The sequence below is a fragment of the Bradyrhizobium ivorense genome (assembly GCF_900696085.1).
Taxonomy (GTDB): domain Bacteria; phylum Pseudomonadota; class Alphaproteobacteria; order Rhizobiales; family Xanthobacteraceae; genus Bradyrhizobium; species Bradyrhizobium ivorense.
In genome coordinates this window covers 253,301-268,435 of the sequence record NZ_CAADFC020000033.1, presented here as the reverse complement: position 1 = coordinate 268,435, position 15,135 = coordinate 253,301, and the positions used below count along the sequence as shown (strand labels likewise).

Genomic DNA, 15,135 nt, shown 5'->3' with positions numbered 1-15,135 from the left:
GGCGAAAACAATTTCGGTTGCTTGGCGGAGCTGTAGGGCAAGTCGGTGTCCACTGGCGTCATGCCGCCTCCAGTGATCAACGCGCCATCTTAATGTGACGTTTCGGCCGGCAAGACCGAAGCTGGCCAGGGTGGTTAAGTGAAGGTGAATGGCTGATCCGCGGGTCCCGCCGGGGAGGGGCCCTTGACGGCACCGGCGGGGCGGGCGATTTAAGTAGCCATGTTCCTGCAGTTCTTCACATCGCTGCGCGACGCCCAGGTCCCGGTCACGCTCCGGGAATATCTGACGTTGATGGAAGCGCTTGACGCCGATCTCGCCGATCAGTCGGTCGAGAATTTCTACTATCTGTCGCGCACCGCGCTGGTGAAGGACGAGCGCAATCTCGACAAGTTCGACCGCGTGTTCGGCTCCGTGTTCAAGGGGCTCGAGAGCCTGCTCGATGCCATGGACAAGGCCGAGATCCCCGAGGAGTGGCTGAAGAAGCTCGCGGAGAAATATCTCACCGAGGAAGAGAAGAAGCAGATCGAGGCCATGGGCTGGGACAAGCTCATGGAGACCCTGAAGAAGCGCCTCGAGGAACAGAAGGGCCGCCACCAGGGCGGCAGCAAGTGGATCGGCACCGCCGGAACCTCGCCGTTCGGCGCCCACGGCTACAATCCCGAAGGCGTCCGCATCGGCCAGGAGAAGAACCGCAACAACCGCGCCGTGAAGGTGTGGGACAAGCGCGAGTTCAAGGATCTCGACGGCAATGTCGAGCTCGGCATCCGCAACATCAAGGTCGCGCTGCGCCGCCTGCGCAAGTTCGCCCGCACCGGCGCGCCCGACGAGCTCGATCTCGACACCACGATCAAGGAGACCGCCAACCACGGCTATCTCGACGTGCACATGCGCCCCGAGCGGCGCAACGCGGTCAAGGTGCTGGTGTTCTTCGATATCGGCGGCTCGATGGATTCGCATATCGAGCAGGTCGAGGAATTGTTTTCGGCCGCCAAGACCGAATTCAAGCACATGGAATATTTCTACTTCCACAACTGCCTCTATGAGGGCGTCTGGAAGCAGAACAAGCGGCGCTTCACCGATCGCACGCCGACCTGGGACGTGCTGCACAAATATCCGCACGACTACAAGGTGGTGTTCGTCGGCGACGCCTCGATGTCGCCTTACGAGATCATGGTGCCCGGCGGCTCGGTCGAGCATGTCAACGAGGAGGCCGGCTCGGTCTGGCTCGACCGCATCATCCGCACCTATCCGCATGCGGTGTGGCTCAATCCGGTGGCGCAGAAGCACTGGGACTATTCGGAATCCACCACCATCATCCGCCGCATCTTCTCCGAGCGCATGTATCCAATCACGATCGAGGGTCTGGAGAATGCGATGAAGGAACTGGTGCGGTAGCCGTTTCCGTCGTTCCGGGGCGCACGGAGTGCGAACCCGGAACCTCGAGTTGATGAAACTCGATCGAGATTCCGGGTTCGCTTCGCGCCCCGGAATGACAGACAAAACGAGGGAGAGCGCCATGCCCCAGACCATCCACCGCGGCATCAAGGCGATGATCGACGAGGCCAATGCCGAGATCGAGACCATCAGCGCGAAGGATGCGATCACGCTGATCGGCAAGGACGACGTCGTGATCGTCGATATCCGAGATCCCCGCGAGATCGAGCGCGACGGCAGGATCCCCGGCGCGTTCCCCTGCACCCGCGGCATGCTGGAGTTCTGGATCGATCCGAACAGCCCCTATGCCAAGCCGATCTTCCAGCAGGACAAGAAGTTCATCTTCCACTGCGCCGGCGGCCTGCGCTCGGCGCTCGCCGCCAAGACCGCCAAGGACATGGGCCTGAAGCCGGTCGCGCATATGGGCGGCGGCTTTGCCGCCTGGCGCGACGCCGGTGGCCCGATCGAGGCCTGGGAGCCGAAGAAGAAGGGGTGAGGGGCGCTGCCGTTCTCGCCATCGTCATTCCGGGGCGCGCGAAGCTCGAACCCGGAATCCAGAGATTGCCTTGCGAGATTCCGGGTTCGATGCTCCGCATCGCCCCGGAATGACGGGAAAGAAACACCATGACCACCGCCGACGATCCGCTTGTTTCCACCGAATGGCTGGCCGCGCATCTCAACGATGCCAACGTGAAGGTGCTCGACGCGACCTTCAAGCTGCCGGGCGTGCTGCCGCTGCCGAAGGACGACTATCTCGCCACACATCTGCCCGGCGCGGTGTTCTTCGATGTCGACGCGGTGTCCGACCATGCCAATCCGCTGCCGCATATGTTTCCGAGCGCCGAGCAGTTCGGCCGCGACATCGGCGGGCTCGGCGTCAGCAATGCCGACACTGTCGTGATCTACGACGGCGGCGGCTGGGTGGCAGCGCCGCGCGCCTGGTGGATGTTTCTGTCCTATGGCCACCGCAATGTGCGCATCCTCAACGGGGGCTTAAAGAAGTGGCGCGCCGAGGGCCGGCCGGTCGAGAGCGGCGAGGTGAAGCGGAAGCCCGCGACCTTCAAGGCGAGCTATGATGCGAAGCGCGTGCGCAGCATCGAGCAGATGATCGCCAATGTCGAAAGCCGCAAGGAGCAGGTGATCGACGCGCGCGCCGCCGACCGTTTCGAGGGCCGCGCGCCGGAGCCGCGGCCGGGCATCCGCGCCGGCCACATCCCGGGCGCCCGCAACGTGCCCTACAACCAGCTGTTCGATGCCGCGACCGGCGCGATGAAGCCGCTCGACGATCTGCGCGCCGCATTCACTGGCGCCGGCGTCAAGTTCGATGCGCCGATCGTGACCAGCTGCGGTTCCGGCGTTTCGGCCGGCGTGCTGACGCTCGCGCTGTACCGGCTCGGCATCACCGACACCGCGCTCTATGACGGCTCGTGGTCCGAATGGGGCCAGGCGAGCGGCCCGCCGATCGCGACCGGGCCGGCTTAGCGCCGCGTAGTGGCCGGCACCGGCTGGCCGAACGGATCGAGTTGCTGCTGAACCAGCGCCTGCCGCGGCGGCCGCGCCCGGGTGACCCGGCGCCGTTCCTTCTTGCGTGCCGTCCGCTTGGGCTCGCTGCGCTCCGACTTCTTCTTCTCCTCGACCTTCGACTTCTTCTCCACGACCTTCGGCGCCGCCGCCGGCTCAACTACGACTTCCGGTCCCCCCAGCGTTGCGATTGTCTTCGCCGCCGCGATCGCTTCGGGTGAGGGCGGCGGCGGTTCGGGCGCAACCGTCACCGGCGTCGGTGCAGCGGGGGCCGGCACGATGGCCGTCGTCGGAGCCGGCTCGGCCACCGCGGCGACTTTGACCTCGACGGGAGACGGGACTGCCTCAGTGACGGGCGGCGCGGGCTGCGGGGCCGGCGAGGCCTCCACGGCCGGTGCCTGCGCGGGGGCTTCGGCTGCCTCAACAGGTGCCGGCGCCTCGACCGCCTGCGGCTCCTGCTTCGGCTCGGCCGCCGGAGCGGGATCGGCGGTCGTCGCGGCGGCGACCTTCTCGGGCTCGGCCGGCGTCTCGGCAGCGGCAGGCGGCTCGGATGAAGGCAAAGTCTGCGGCGCCGGGCTGTCGGCCGTCACCGTCTCGGCGGGCGGGTCGACGCGCACCATGGCGAGCACCGGCTGCGTGTCCACCTGCTGGGCGAACGGGGGTTCGGGCGGAGCCCGGCGGGCCGGGATGCTGGCGAATTCCTCATGCGCGGCACGCAGTAACGCGGCGGCTCCCAGCCCGAATATCAGCAGCGAGGTCGCCAGTACGATCGCGGCGAACAGAAAACGAAGTCCGGGGAGCATGGGCGCGGTTCCCCCTTCTGCGGGAGGGTCTTGATGTCAGGGGTACGCGGTGACCACACGAGGAAGGCCGGCACGCGAAGCGCGAATCAGGCCGATTCGAGAATATCGCAACGCTTGGGGACTGTTTGTTACAAAATGCGGGCGATTGATGACTTCAGGCACATGGACAGCGTTTCGCGGGCCGTGAGACATCTTTGCCGCAGCGTGATGTTCAATCACAAAATGCCCGTATTGGACCGGATTTCGCGGATTTGTCTTGAATGCGCCGCTATCTTCCGTCATCTGCCCGTTAACAGTCCGGTGTGGCTTGGGGACTATACAAGAGCAATGATGATCAATCGCATTCTGACGATTTGCGCTGCCGCGGCGCTTGGCGTGGCAGGAACCTCGTTCGCGCATGCGCAGGGTTATCCGGCGCCCCGGGGTACCACCTATTCGGCTGCGCCACAGCCTTATCCGCCGGGCAGCCTGCCGGATTTCGACGCGATCAACGATGACGACGATGCGCCGCACGATTCGGCCGCATTGCCGCCGCCCGGTCCGGTGATGTCGCCGGACGACCCGCGCTACGGCCGCCCGATGAACGCCCCGCGCGCCTATTCCGATCGCGCGCCGGCGGGACCAGTGATGTCGCCCGACGATCCGCGCTACGGCCGTCCGATGAATGCGCCGCCGGTCTACTCCGAGCGCGCACCGACCGGCCCGGTGATGTCGCCTGATGATCCCCGTTACGGCCGCCCGATGGGCCCGCCGCCGGTGATCTACGCCGACCGTCCGCCGGGGTCACAGCAGCAGGATGCCTATCGCGACAGCAACGGCGTTCCGGCCGCAGGCGTGGTCTATCCCGCCACGCCGGGCGGCGATGATCGTGGCGGCATGCGCCCGCCGGAAGCGGTTGGCGGCACGAGCGTCACCGGAGCGGTGCCGTCGCAGCAGCCTCCGGTCGATGCCAATGGCCGGCCGTTGCAGATCGCGGCACTGCCGCCGGATGAGCAGCCGGAGGACGGCAAGGCGCAACTGCCGCCGAACCTGCGGCGCCAGGAAGTCGCGTTCGCCACCAAGGAGCCCGCGGGCACCATCGTGGTCGATACGCCGAACACTTACCTTTACTACGTCCTCGGCAATGGCCGGGCGATCCGCTACGGCGTCCGTGTCGGCCGCGACGGCTTCACCTGGACCGGCGTGCAGAAGATCACCCGCAAGGCCGAGTGGCCGGATTGGCATCCGCCGACCGAGATGATCGAGCGTCAGCCCTATCTGCCGCGCTTCATGGCCGGTGGCCCCGGCAACCCGCTCGGCGCCCGCGCGATGTATCTCGGCTCGACCGTGTATCGCATTCACGGCACCAACCAGCCGTCGACCATCGGCAAGTTCGTCTCGTCGGGCTGCATCGGCATGCTGAACGAAGACGTCTCCGACCTGTTCGAGCGCACCAAGGTCGGCACCCGCGTGGTCGTGCTGCCCGGTGGACAGGCCCCGGGAACGGCGACGGCCTCCGCAGCGCCGCCCCCCGGCAGCCCCGCGGCCGGCGCACCCGCACCGGTTCAGGCGCAGGCTGGGCCGCTGCCCGGCACCCAGCCGACCAGCGTGCAGCCGCTGCCTCCGCCGGTGACGGTCCGCTAGGCCCGACGGCGATCGATTTTGAAAAAGGCGCGCGAACAGCGCGCCTTTTTTGTTGCAACAAGCTGGTGCTCTCGACGTTGCCGCGATGAGGCAACGCGATGCACGACTCCCGCCTGATCTATCCGCCGCTGAATACGCCAAAACTGGTTGCCGACGATGTCTGGATCGTCGACGGCCCGGTGATCCGGTTCGGCCCGCGCTGGTTCAAGATTCCATTTTCGACCCGCGCCACCATCATCCGCCTGCCGGATCGGCGTCTGTTCATTCACTCGCCAACGCCATTGGTGGATGAGCTGAAAGCCGAGATCGCATCGCTGGGCGTGCCGAGCTGGATCATCGGGCCGAACCGTCTGCACTATTGGTGGATACCGCAGTGGCACGCCGCGTTTCCCAATGCGCGCGTCTTCCTCGCTCCCCGCATCAGGGAGCAGGCCGGCGATGCGCTCACGCTCGACGGCGAACTGCTGGAGCGCGAAACAGGCTATCCCTGGGACGCGTGGATCGCGACGCTTCCGGTCGCCGGCAGCTACATGACCGAGATCGTGTTCTTCCACCGTCCATCGCGAACGCTGGTGCTGACCGACCTGATCGAGAACTTCGAAGCCGATCGCCTCGGCTCGCCCCTGATGCGATTCCTGACCTGGCTCGGCGGCGTGCGCGATCCCGATGGCAGCACGCCGAGCGACCTTCGATCGACGTTTGCGCGGAACAAGGCCGCGCTGCGGGACGCGGTCGCGCGCATGATCGCATGGAATCCGGAGCGGATCATCCTGGCGCATGGACGCTGGTACAAGTGGAACGGCCGCGCCGAGCTGCGGCGCGCGTTCCGCTGGATACCGAAGTCCTGACCATCCCGCGGACCCGGTCGCGTCGACCGGCGCCCGCGACGGTCAGGCCAGCCGCCGCGGCGGCTCGGCGCCCTTGGTGAAGGCATCGATGCACTCGACCATCTGCTGGTAATGCATCTGCAGGCCCTCGCGGGTGGCGTAGCCGAGATGCGGCGTGATCACGACGTTGTTGAGCTTGCGCAGCGGATGGTCTGTCGGCAGCGGCTCGACCGCGAACACGTCGATGCCGGCGCCGGCGATCTTCCTGTCGCGAAGCGCCGCGAACAGCGCATCCTCGTCGACGATCGGCCCGCGCGCGGTGTTGACGAGATAGGCCGACGGCTTCATCCGCGCGATGTCGGCGGCGCTGACCAGGCCGCGCGAGCGCGGGCTCAGCACGACATGGATGGTGACGATGTCCGATGTCGCGAACAGCTCGTCCTTGCTGGCGTAGCCGGCGCCGGCCTCCTTGCACTTCTCGGGCGTGAGGTTGGGGCTCCAGGCGATCACGTTCATGCCGAACGGCTTGGCCATGCCGGCGACCTTGCTGCCGAGCTTGCCGAGGCCGATGATGCCGAGCGTCTTGCCCTCGATCTCGGTGCCGGCAAAGGTCTGCCAGGGCTCGCCGGCGTGCATCCGCGCGTTCTCGCGGCCGATGCCGCGGGTCAGTTCCAGGATCAGACCCATCGTCAGCGCGGCGGTGGGATCGCGGCTGTACTGGGTGCCGCAAAACACGATGCTGCGTTCCTTGGCTGCCTCGGCGTCGATCGAGGCGTTGCGCATGCCCGAGGTGATCAGGAGTTTCAGCTTCGGCAACTGCACGAGCAGGGTGCGCGGAAACGGCGTGCGCTCGCGCATCGCGCAGATGATCTCGACATCCTTCAGCTTGGCGGCGGCATCAGCCTCGCTCGCGAACGGCTCGTCGAACACGGTGACGTCGACCCGGTCCTTGATGCGGGGCCAGTCGGCCACCGACAGCGCGAGATCGAAATAATCGTCGAGGATTGCACAGCTGAGCCGCGTCATTGGCAGGTCCGTTATTGGCGAGGAGGACGGCGGAAATCAACCGTCGAAGGCCCGTCATGGTCGCGCGCAATCGATAGGCGCGCAAGCGGCCGCGGCTGAACGGCTGTTATGCGGAGGGAGCCTTCTGCGCCTTCGCGGTGCGGATGTCTGACAGCATCGACTGCACCGCCGGCGACAACGTCCTCTGCTTGGCGCGGCAGGCCGGGCCCGGGCCGCGCATATAGTGCAGTTCCGGCCGGTACGGGTTGAAGGCCTTGGCGGCGAAGGCACGCCAGAAGGCGCGGATTTCAGCGAACAGCGTTGCCCCGCCTCTAGAGGCCGGGCGCGCGAGAGATGCCGAGGTGATGGCAGCCATGACGCGGCCTCTGCTGTTTCGGTCGCGGTTTTGCCGCGAAAAACGCCGTTTTCGGCGTTCGAGACGAGTTTTGGCCTGATTTATTAAAAGATGGTTTCAATTGTCGTGATCCCGGGCACACACGGGGGTGGCCGGCGCGCACATGGTATCGGACCCGTTACCTCCGGCGGCGAAAGACCGGAAAACCGAGCCCGCGCGGTTGCGCTTTCGGGGGCCGGCCGTTACATCGGCGGCAGCAAAATTTCCACAAATCGGATCGAATTCAGGGACAGCGGATGGCGCGCCAGTTCATCTATTTCATGCAGGGTCTGACCAAGAGCTATCCGACCCGCAAGGTGCTCGATAACATCCATTTGAGCTTCTACCCGGACGCCAAGATCGGCGTGCTCGGCGTCAACGGCTCGGGCAAGTCGACGCTGCTCAAGATCATGGCCGGCCTCGACAAGGAATATACCGGCGAGGCCTGGGTCGCCGAGGGCGCCCGCGTCGGCTATCTCGAGCAGGAACCGCATCTCGATCCCGCGCTCAACGTCCGTGACAACGTCATGCTCGGCGTCGCCAAGCAGAAGGCGATCCTCGACCGCTACAATGAGCTTGCGGTCAACTACTCGGACGAGACCGCCGACGAGATGACCAAGCTGCAGGACGAGATCGAGGCCCAGGGCCTGTGGGATCTCGACAGCAAGGTCGACCAGGCGATGGACGCGCTGCGCTGCCCGCCCGATGACGCCGATGTCACAAAACTGTCGGGTGGTGAGCGCCGCCGCGTCGCGCTGTGCCGCCTGCTGCTCGACCAGCCGGAACTGCTGCTGCTGGACGAACCGACCAACCATCTCGACGCCGAGTCGGTGTCGTGGCTGGAAGGCCATCTGCGCAACTATCCCGGCGCGATCCTGATCGTCACCCACGACCGCTACTTCCTCGACAACGTCACCGGCTGGATCCTCGAGCTCGACCGCGGCCGCGGCATCCCATACGAGGGCAACTACTCGTCCTGGCTGGTGCAGAAGCAGAAGCGGCTGGAGCAGGAAGGCCGCGAGGAGGTCGCGCACCAGAAGACGCTGGCCCGCGAGCAGGAATGGGTGGCGTCCTCGCCGAAGGCACGCCAGGCGAAGTCGAAGGCGCGCTACCAGCGCTATGAGGAACTGCTCAAGAAGGCGAGCGAGAAGCAGACCCAGGCCGCGCAGATCATCATTCCGGTGGCCGAGCGGCTCGGCGCCAACGTCGTCGACTTCGAAGGCCTCAGCAAGGGATTTGGCGATCGCCTCTTGATCGACGATCTCACCTTCAAGCTGCCGCCCGGCGGCATCGTCGGCGTGATCGGCGCCAACGGCGCCGGCAAGACCACGCTGTTCAGGATGATCACCAAGCAGGACACGCCGGACAAGGGCACCATCACGGTCGGCGAGACCGTGCATCTCGGCTATGTCGACCAGTCGCGCGACGCGCTCGAAGGCAACAAGACCGTGTGGGAGGAGATCTCCGGCGGCAACGAGCTGATCCTGCTCGGCAAGAAGGAAGTCAACTCGCGCGGCTACTGCTCGGCGTTCAACTTCAAGGGCGCCGACCAGCAGAAGAAGGTCGGCGCGCTGTCCGGCGGCGAACGCAACCGCGTGCATCTGGCAAAAATGCTGAAGTCCGGCGCCAACGTGCTGCTGCTCGACGAACCGACCAACGACCTCGACGTCGACACGCTGCGCGCGCTGGAGGAGGCGCTGGAGGATTTCGCCGGCTGCGCCGTCATCATCAGCCACGATCGCTGGTTCCTCGACCGCATCGCGACCCACATCCTGGCCTTCGAGGGCGACAGCCACGTCGAATGGTTCGAGGGCAATTTCCAGGATTACGAAAAGGACAAGATGCGCCGGCTCGGCCAGGACAGCATCATCCCGCACCGCGTGAAGTACAAGAAGCTGACGCGGTGAGCTGAATATCGTCATGCCCGGCCTTGTGCCGGGCATCCACGTCTTTGCTTCGTCGGTACAAAGACGTGGATGGCCGGAACAAAGCCCGGCCATGACGGATGGATAAAGCAAGCTCGCGCCACTTTTCATCTTCAGGATCATGACGGCTTCGCGGCAGGTTCTGCGGCCAGTTGTCGCTTGGCAAGCGCGCGGGATTGCGTAGATAGAGCGCTCCGCAAATCCAATTCCGCGAGCTCTCCAATATGTCCGCCATGTCAGACGCGCCCGCCCACGCGAAGGGTCGGTCGCTGCGTCCCGTTCCCATGCTGATCTTCGGATCGCGCTGGCTTCAATTGCCGCTTTATGTCGGCCTGATCATTGCCCAGGGCGTCTATGTCGTGCTGTTCCTCAAGGAACTCTGGCACCTGTTCGCCCATTCCTTCGATTTCAGCGAGCAGCAGATCATGCTGGCGGTGCTCGGCCTGATCGACGTCGTGATGATCTCGAACCTGCTGGTGATGGTGATCGTCGGCGGTTACGAGACCTTCGTGTCGCGGCTCAATCTGCAGGGCCACCCGGACGAGCCGGAATGGCTGAGCCACGTCAATGCCAGCGTGCTGAAGATCAAGCTGGCGATGGCGATCATCGGCATCTCCTCGATCCATCTGCTGCGTACCTTCATCGAGGCCGGCGCGCTGGCGTCCGGCAAGAGCAGCTACACCGAGACCGGCGTGATGTGGCAGACCATCATCCACTGCGTCTTCATCCTCTCGGCCATCGGCATCGCCGTCGTCGACAAGCTGTCGAACGATTCGATCGAGGGAGCGAAGCAGCAGGGCGCGCACTGAGCGCTGCCGCCTGCGGCTTCGCCGTTCACAGCGATCCGGTGCCGTGATAAGGCTCACGGCACGACTACGCCGGGTGACCGCCGCACGGCGCGCCCATTGGACCGCTGCGTGAACAGGCTGTTGGATTTGACCTTCCTCCGCGCGCTCGCCTTCGGGCTGCTGCTTGCATCCTTGCCCGCCGTCTCGCCCGCGCGCGCCGCCGACGCCGCCTTCACCCAGTTCATCGCCTCGCTGTGGCCGGAGGCGCAGGCCGCCGGCGTGTCGCGCGAGACCTTCGATCGCGAGACGCGCGGGCTCGAGCCCGACTACAAGCTGCCCGACCTGATCTTGCCTGGGCGTCCCAAGACCGGCGCGCCGGCGCAGGCCGAGTTCGTGCAGGTGCCGGCCGATTACGTCAGGGAAGCCTCGATCGCGCGGCTGGCGGGCGAGGGGCAGCGGCTGCTGCAGAAATATCGCGCTTCGCTCGATGCGATCGAAAAGCGCTTCGGTGTGCCCGCCACCATCGTGCTGGCGATCTGGGGCCGCGAGACCGATTACGGCCGCTATGCGCTGCCCTACGACACGCTGCGCGTGGTGGCGACGCAGGCCTACGTCGGCCGCCGCAAGGACCAGTATCGCACCGAATTCATCCTCGCGCTGAAAATCCTCGGCGAGGGCGTGGTGACGCGCAAGGCGATGACGTCGTCCTGGGCCGGTGCCACCGGCTACACCCAGTTCCTGCCGTCGGAATATTACAAGCACGGCGTCGACCTCGACGGCGACGGCAAGGTCGACATCTGGCACTCGGTGCCTGACGCGCTGGCCTCCGCCGCGCAGCAGCTCGTCAACAAGGGCTGGCAGCCCGGCGTGCGTTGGGCCTATGAGGTGACGGCGCCCGGCAATGTCGATTGCACGATGGGCGTGCCCGAAGTGACAAAACCGATCGGCGAATGGCTGCGCGCCGGCTTCGTGCCGGTGCGCGGGCAGAAGCTCAGCGCTGCCGAGCAGGCGCGGCCGGCCTCGCTGCTGCAGCCGGAGGGCATCTACGGCCCCGCCTTCCTGACCACGCAGAATTACTTCGTGATCAAGGAGTACAATTTCTCCGATCTCTACGTGCTGTTCGTCGGCCATCTCGCCGATCGCATGACCGTTGCTCTGCCGTTCGCAACGCCCTGGTCGGCATCGAAGCAGTTGCGCTCCACCGACGTCGAGGCGATGCAGCGGCATTTGACCAAGATCGGCCTCTACAAGGACAAGCTCGACGGCAAGGCCGGGATGCTGACCCGCGCCGCGCTCGGCGCCTATCAGAAGCAAGCCGGGCTGAAGGTCGATTGCTGGCCGAGCGAGACGGTGCTGCGCGCGATGAGTTCGGCGCGCTAGAGCGGGGGCACGGATGCGCGACAGGCTGTTTCTGCTGACGCCCGGCTTCGAGGATCCGGCCTTTCCCGGCAAGCACTTCTACTGCTGGCACTGCGCGCTCCTGGAAGGCGTGCTGGCATCGTTTCCGCAACTCACTGAAATGATCGACGTTGAGCGGATCGCCTGGCCGCGGCCACGGCGCGAGGTCGTCGAACTGATCGGCGCCGGGAACCAGTCGCTTCCGGTGCTCGTGCTGGGCGACGATGCCGAGGCCGGGCTTGAAACGGGAACCGCCCACGGCCGCCGCTTCGTCGAAGGCAAGGACGCCATCCTGCGCGTGCTGAGCCTCAGGCACGGCATTCCTGAAGCGCATCCGTAGGCGGATCGCCCAAAACGAAAACCCGGCCGCAAGGGCCGGGTTCGAAGCTTGATAGGCGCGAGACGCGAGCCTTAGTCGCAGACCTCGACGCGGCGGAAGCGCCAGGCGTAGCCATCCCAGAAGCGCTCACGGACCATGCGGCAGGGCGGGGGCGCCTCTTCCACATACACCGGTCCGCCGTAGGCGGGACGGCTGGCAGCGATCGCGCCGCCGACGATGGCGCCGCCGATCAGGCCGGCGGCGATGCCCGCGCCGACGCCGCGCTGGGCGCTGGCCGGGGTCGGGGCAAACGACGTAGCAGCGATCGCAGCGACAGCGACGAAGGCAGCCAGGGTCTTCTTCATGTCTAGGGCACTCCTGAGGTGGCGCCATCGGCCGGCGCCGGTTTGAGGTGACTCACGCTGGTTTCGAACTGCTGTCTCGCTAAACAGCGCATAACAGTCAATTGAAAGTAAACGTCCAACCGATGATCACTTAAAAAGCGGTTTTTTCGGGCCATCAAGCACAGATGTCCCGGAGTACAGTCGTTTTTCCGGGGCATCTGGTTCGATTTAATCGAGATGAACGGCGATTAATCGCAGACCCTGACGCTGCGCACGCGCCAGGCGTAGCCGTCCCAGAAGCGCTGGCGCTGCCAGAAGCAGCCGGGCGGAGGGCCGTAACCGGGATCGACCACATAGGCCGGGCCGGGGCCGTAGTAGCCGGGGCCGTAATAGCCGTTCTGCGAGGCGATCGCGCCGCCGATGATGGCGCCTCCGATCAATCCCGCGGCGACGCCGGCGCCGACACCGCGTTGAGCATGGGCAGGGGCGGGCACCGCCACAGCCGAAACTGCGAGGGTGGCGACGGCGCAAAGCGCGAGCACTGTTTTCTTCATGACCTCACCTTTCCCGAAAGCTGAGCTTGCAAAGCGGTTTGTCCAAGCAAGGGTTCCATACTTCGCTTGAATGATCAATGAACGCGGCCGCCTCATTCGGCGGTGCACAAATCAAAAATGCTTTCGGTGGATGTCGGTTAAGCCGCGGTCGGCCCGGTGGCTTTCGATTTAGACTCGTTCCAAAATGAATCCTGCATCAGTTTGGAATTGCTTCAAAAAGCGCTTTTTCCCTTTGCGTCCGGGCGGGGCGGACAATATCGATAATGGTCAGCATCACCGACCGACCAGCCGAATTCTGATGATTGTCTGTTCCTGCAACGTCCTCAGCGACCACGATGTCCGCAATGCCGTAAGTGCCGGCGGTCCCGTGACCCGCAACGCCAAGCAAGTCTACGGTTGCCTCGGCTGCAGCGCCGAATGCGGCCGCTGCGCGCGCACGATCAAGGCCATCATCGACGAGGCGCTGGGACCTTGCGCCAAGGCCTGCTGTGCCGGTTGTCCGCACGCCGCCCATCCGAAGGCCGCCAACGAAGACGCCGAGCCGGCCGAATTCGCGCTCGCCGCCTGCTGATCCCCTGAAATCCACAAAATCCGGTCCGCGTGCGCTTTTGCGAAGGGTTGCCCTTGCCCGCAATCTGATTTAGAAGCATTCTAAATTGAGATCTCGGCTGATTTTGGCCGGCGACAGGTGGAGTGGATCATGCAAGGCGACCCGAAGGTCATCGACTATTTGAACAAGGGGCTGCGCAGCGAACTGACCGCCATCAATCAGTACTGGCTGCACTACCGGATGCTGAACAACTGGGGCCTGCTCGAGATGGCCAAGGTTTGGCGCAAGGAATCCATCGAGGAGATGGAGCACGCCGACAAGTTCGTCGACCGCATCCTGTTCCTCGACGGTTTTCCGAACCTGCAGGTGCTGGACCCGCTCAAGATCGGCCAGGACGTCAAGGAGATCATCGATTGCGACCTCGCCTCCGAGATCGGCGCGCGCACGCTGTACCAGGAGGCGGCGACCTACTGCCACGGCGTCAAGGACTATGTCAGCCGCGACCTGTTCGAGCAGCTGATGAAGGACGAGGAAGACCACATCGACTTCCTCGAGACCCAGCTTGATTTGATCAAGCGCATCGGGCTCGAGCTCTACACCCAGAAGCACGTCGGCCATCTCAAGGGCGAGGAGTCCTGAGCGGCGGCAGGGCTATCGGAGATTATCCCTTAAAATGGAGAGAGGCCGTCCATTGTGGGCGGCCTCTTTTCTTTCCGCGATCGAACGCGTTTCCGGCGCTTCAACGCGTGATGAATTTTGGCCGTAAACCTAGCGGCGCCGTGTGACTGCCTCCTAGAACGGAGATTATTTTATCCAGCTGATTGCATTTGCAGCGGCATTCTTGAGCATCAAAACGTCCCAACCCATCATCACATTCGCATAGCCGCGTGCAATGGCGGACTGGACTTGCTCTTCCGTCGTGGCGACGGCGCTCTTCGCCACTTTGGCTGCCGTCGTAGCTCGTTCGAACCGTTCAACGGCCTTCAAGAATTCCGGGGTGTCGAACTGGCCGGGGCATCCGAGATCAACGGAAAGATCATGCGGCGCGAGGATCAAGGCGTTGATGCCCTCAACCGCGCAAATTTCCTCGATGTTGTCGATGGCTGACTTGGTTTCGACGATTATGTTGCAAATAATTGTGCCCCCAACTTTGGCCAAATAATCTTCGAACGATACTCCCCATCTGGAATGGCCGATAAAAGGGCCGAAGCCACGCCTGCCCCGGGGTGGATAGCGTGTCATCGCTACGCATTCTGCCGCCTCTTGCGCGGTGTTCACCAGCGGAAACGCGATCCCTGCGGCCCCCATGTCGAGAGCCAGCTTCACCATGGCCTCATCGGCCTTGCCGACCCTCACGATGGGACGGCATTTCGTACCAGCTGTAGACGCAATCATTGCGTGGAGGTGTTCGGGGCCAATTGCTCCGTGCTCCTGATCGATTACGACGACGTCTGCACCTGCCTGCGCCAAGGCTTGCGTGACGATTGCTGAAGGGATTGTGCAGATGAACGTAGTTCGCACATTGCGCGCTGGTTCCGACATCTGAAGTCCCCTTCTGTGTTTCCACGTTGGGTTAAGGCACGCCTCTTCAGTTCCGGCGGAAGTTTGCCATTGACCGAACCGTTCGGTCAATGAAAATTTCAGTGCGGA

At 64.5% G+C, this 15,135-nt stretch carries 17 protein-coding genes; 11 read left to right on the top strand and 6 right to left on the bottom strand.

Translation table 11 applies throughout. The features are described 5' to 3' along the window. Nucleotides 1–219: 219 nt before the first annotated feature. From CI41S_RS39715 to sseA, 3 genes are all read left to right on the top strand, one after another. Nucleotides 220–1,395, top strand: a complete 1,176-nt coding sequence (locus CI41S_RS39715) for a vWA domain-containing protein (protein ID WP_139864422.1) — start codon at nt 220–222, stop codon at nt 1,393–1,395. Between the two features lie 121 nt (nt 1,396–1,516). Continuing rightward, nucleotides 1,517–1,930: a rhodanese-like domain-containing protein gene (locus CI41S_RS39710; protein ID WP_139486029.1), complete on the top strand. Its 414-nt coding sequence runs from the start codon at nt 1,517–1,519 to the stop codon at nt 1,928–1,930. Nucleotides 1,931–2,058: 128 nt separating this feature from the next. Beyond that, on the top strand, nt 2,059–2,916 hold the full coding sequence (gene sseA, locus CI41S_RS39705) for a 3-mercaptopyruvate sulfurtransferase (RefSeq protein ID WP_139864421.1): 858 nt from the start codon (nt 2,059–2,061) through the stop codon (nt 2,914–2,916). Here the strand turns inward: sseA and CI41S_RS43945 are convergent. Beyond that, nucleotides 2,913–3,758, bottom strand: coding sequence for a hypothetical protein (locus tag CI41S_RS43945; RefSeq protein WP_172628378.1), 846 nt, complete (start codon nt 3,756–3,758; stop codon nt 2,913–2,915). The two genes, sseA and CI41S_RS43945, sit on opposite strands and share 4 nt — an antisense overlap. A 327-nt stretch (nt 3,759–4,085) precedes the next feature. On the opposite strand from CI41S_RS43945, the gene CI41S_RS39695 reads away from it, so the two are divergent. Together CI41S_RS39695 and CI41S_RS39690 are read left to right on the top strand one after the other, a co-directional pair. After that, complete coding sequence (locus CI41S_RS39695; protein ID WP_139864420.1) at nt 4,086–5,381, top strand: L,D-transpeptidase; 1,296 nt, start codon at nt 4,086–4,088, stop codon at nt 5,379–5,381. A gap of 98 nt (nt 5,382–5,479) precedes the next feature. Next, the gene (locus CI41S_RS39690; RefSeq protein ID WP_139864419.1) at nt 5,480–6,229 is read left to right on the top strand and encodes a DUF4336 domain-containing protein; all 750 of its coding nucleotides are present in this window, start codon (nt 5,480–5,482) and stop codon (nt 6,227–6,229) included. Between the two features lie 42 nt (nt 6,230–6,271). Here CI41S_RS39690 and CI41S_RS39685 read toward each other — a convergent pair whose 3' ends face one another. Together CI41S_RS39685 and CI41S_RS39680 are read right to left on the bottom strand one after the other, a co-directional pair. Continuing rightward, a complete protein-coding gene (locus CI41S_RS39685) occupies nt 6,272–7,234 on the bottom strand; it encodes a D-2-hydroxyacid dehydrogenase family protein (protein ID WP_139864418.1) in 963 nt (320 codons plus the stop codon). A 106-nt stretch (nt 7,235–7,340) separates the two neighbouring features. Beyond that, on the bottom strand, nt 7,341–7,589 hold the full coding sequence (locus CI41S_RS39680; protein ID WP_139864417.1) for a hypothetical protein: 249 nt from the start codon (nt 7,587–7,589) through the stop codon (nt 7,341–7,343). Between the two features lie 275 nt (nt 7,590–7,864). Here CI41S_RS39680 and ettA point away from each other — a divergent pair, with 275 nt between their 5' ends. The 4 genes from ettA (at nt 7,865) to CI41S_RS39660 (ending at nt 12,058) form a co-directional block, all read left to right on the top strand. Then, complete coding sequence (ettA, locus tag CI41S_RS39675; RefSeq protein ID WP_139486036.1) at nt 7,865–9,514, top strand: energy-dependent translational throttle protein EttA; 1,650 nt, start codon at nt 7,865–7,867, stop codon at nt 9,512–9,514. Nucleotides 9,515–9,756: 242 nt separating this feature from the next. After that, nucleotides 9,757–10,341, top strand: a complete 585-nt coding sequence (locus tag CI41S_RS39670) for a TIGR00645 family protein (protein ID WP_139864416.1) — start codon at nt 9,757–9,759, stop codon at nt 10,339–10,341. A gap of 156 nt (nt 10,342–10,497) precedes the next feature. Beyond that, nucleotides 10,498–11,700, top strand: a complete 1,203-nt coding sequence (locus tag CI41S_RS39665; protein WP_139864733.1) for a lytic murein transglycosylase — start codon at nt 10,498–10,500, stop codon at nt 11,698–11,700. A gap of 13 nt (nt 11,701–11,713) precedes the next feature. Further along, on the top strand, nt 11,714–12,058 hold the full coding sequence (locus tag CI41S_RS39660; RefSeq protein WP_139864415.1) for a DUF3088 domain-containing protein: 345 nt from the start codon (nt 11,714–11,716) through the stop codon (nt 12,056–12,058). 71 nt (nt 12,059–12,129) lie between these two features. Here the strand turns inward: CI41S_RS39660 and CI41S_RS39655 are convergent, their stop codons facing one another. Then, nucleotides 12,130–12,402: a hypothetical protein gene (locus CI41S_RS39655; RefSeq protein ID WP_139486039.1), complete on the bottom strand. Its 273-nt coding sequence runs from the start codon at nt 12,400–12,402 to the stop codon at nt 12,130–12,132. A gap of 227 nt (nt 12,403–12,629) precedes the next feature. Continuing rightward, a complete protein-coding gene (locus tag CI41S_RS39650; RefSeq protein WP_139864414.1) occupies nt 12,630–12,935 on the bottom strand; it encodes a hypothetical protein in 306 nt (101 codons plus the stop codon). 298 nt (nt 12,936–13,233) lie between these two features. On the opposite strand from CI41S_RS39650, the gene CI41S_RS39645 reads away from it, so the two are divergent. Continuing rightward, nucleotides 13,234–13,506, top strand: coding sequence for a (2Fe-2S)-binding protein (locus CI41S_RS39645; RefSeq protein ID WP_139864732.1), 273 nt, complete (start codon nt 13,234–13,236; stop codon nt 13,504–13,506). A gap of 129 nt (nt 13,507–13,635) precedes the next feature. After that, a complete protein-coding gene (gene bfr, locus CI41S_RS39640) occupies nt 13,636–14,124 on the top strand; it encodes a bacterioferritin (RefSeq protein WP_139486041.1) in 489 nt (162 codons plus the stop codon). Between the two features lie 165 nt (nt 14,125–14,289). Here the strand turns inward: bfr and CI41S_RS39635 are convergent, their stop codons facing one another. Then, the gene (locus tag CI41S_RS39635) at nt 14,290–15,027 is read right to left on the bottom strand and encodes an HpcH/HpaI aldolase family protein (RefSeq protein ID WP_139864413.1); all 738 of its coding nucleotides are present in this window, start codon (nt 15,025–15,027) and stop codon (nt 14,290–14,292) included. Nucleotides 15,028–15,135 lie beyond the last annotated feature (108 nt).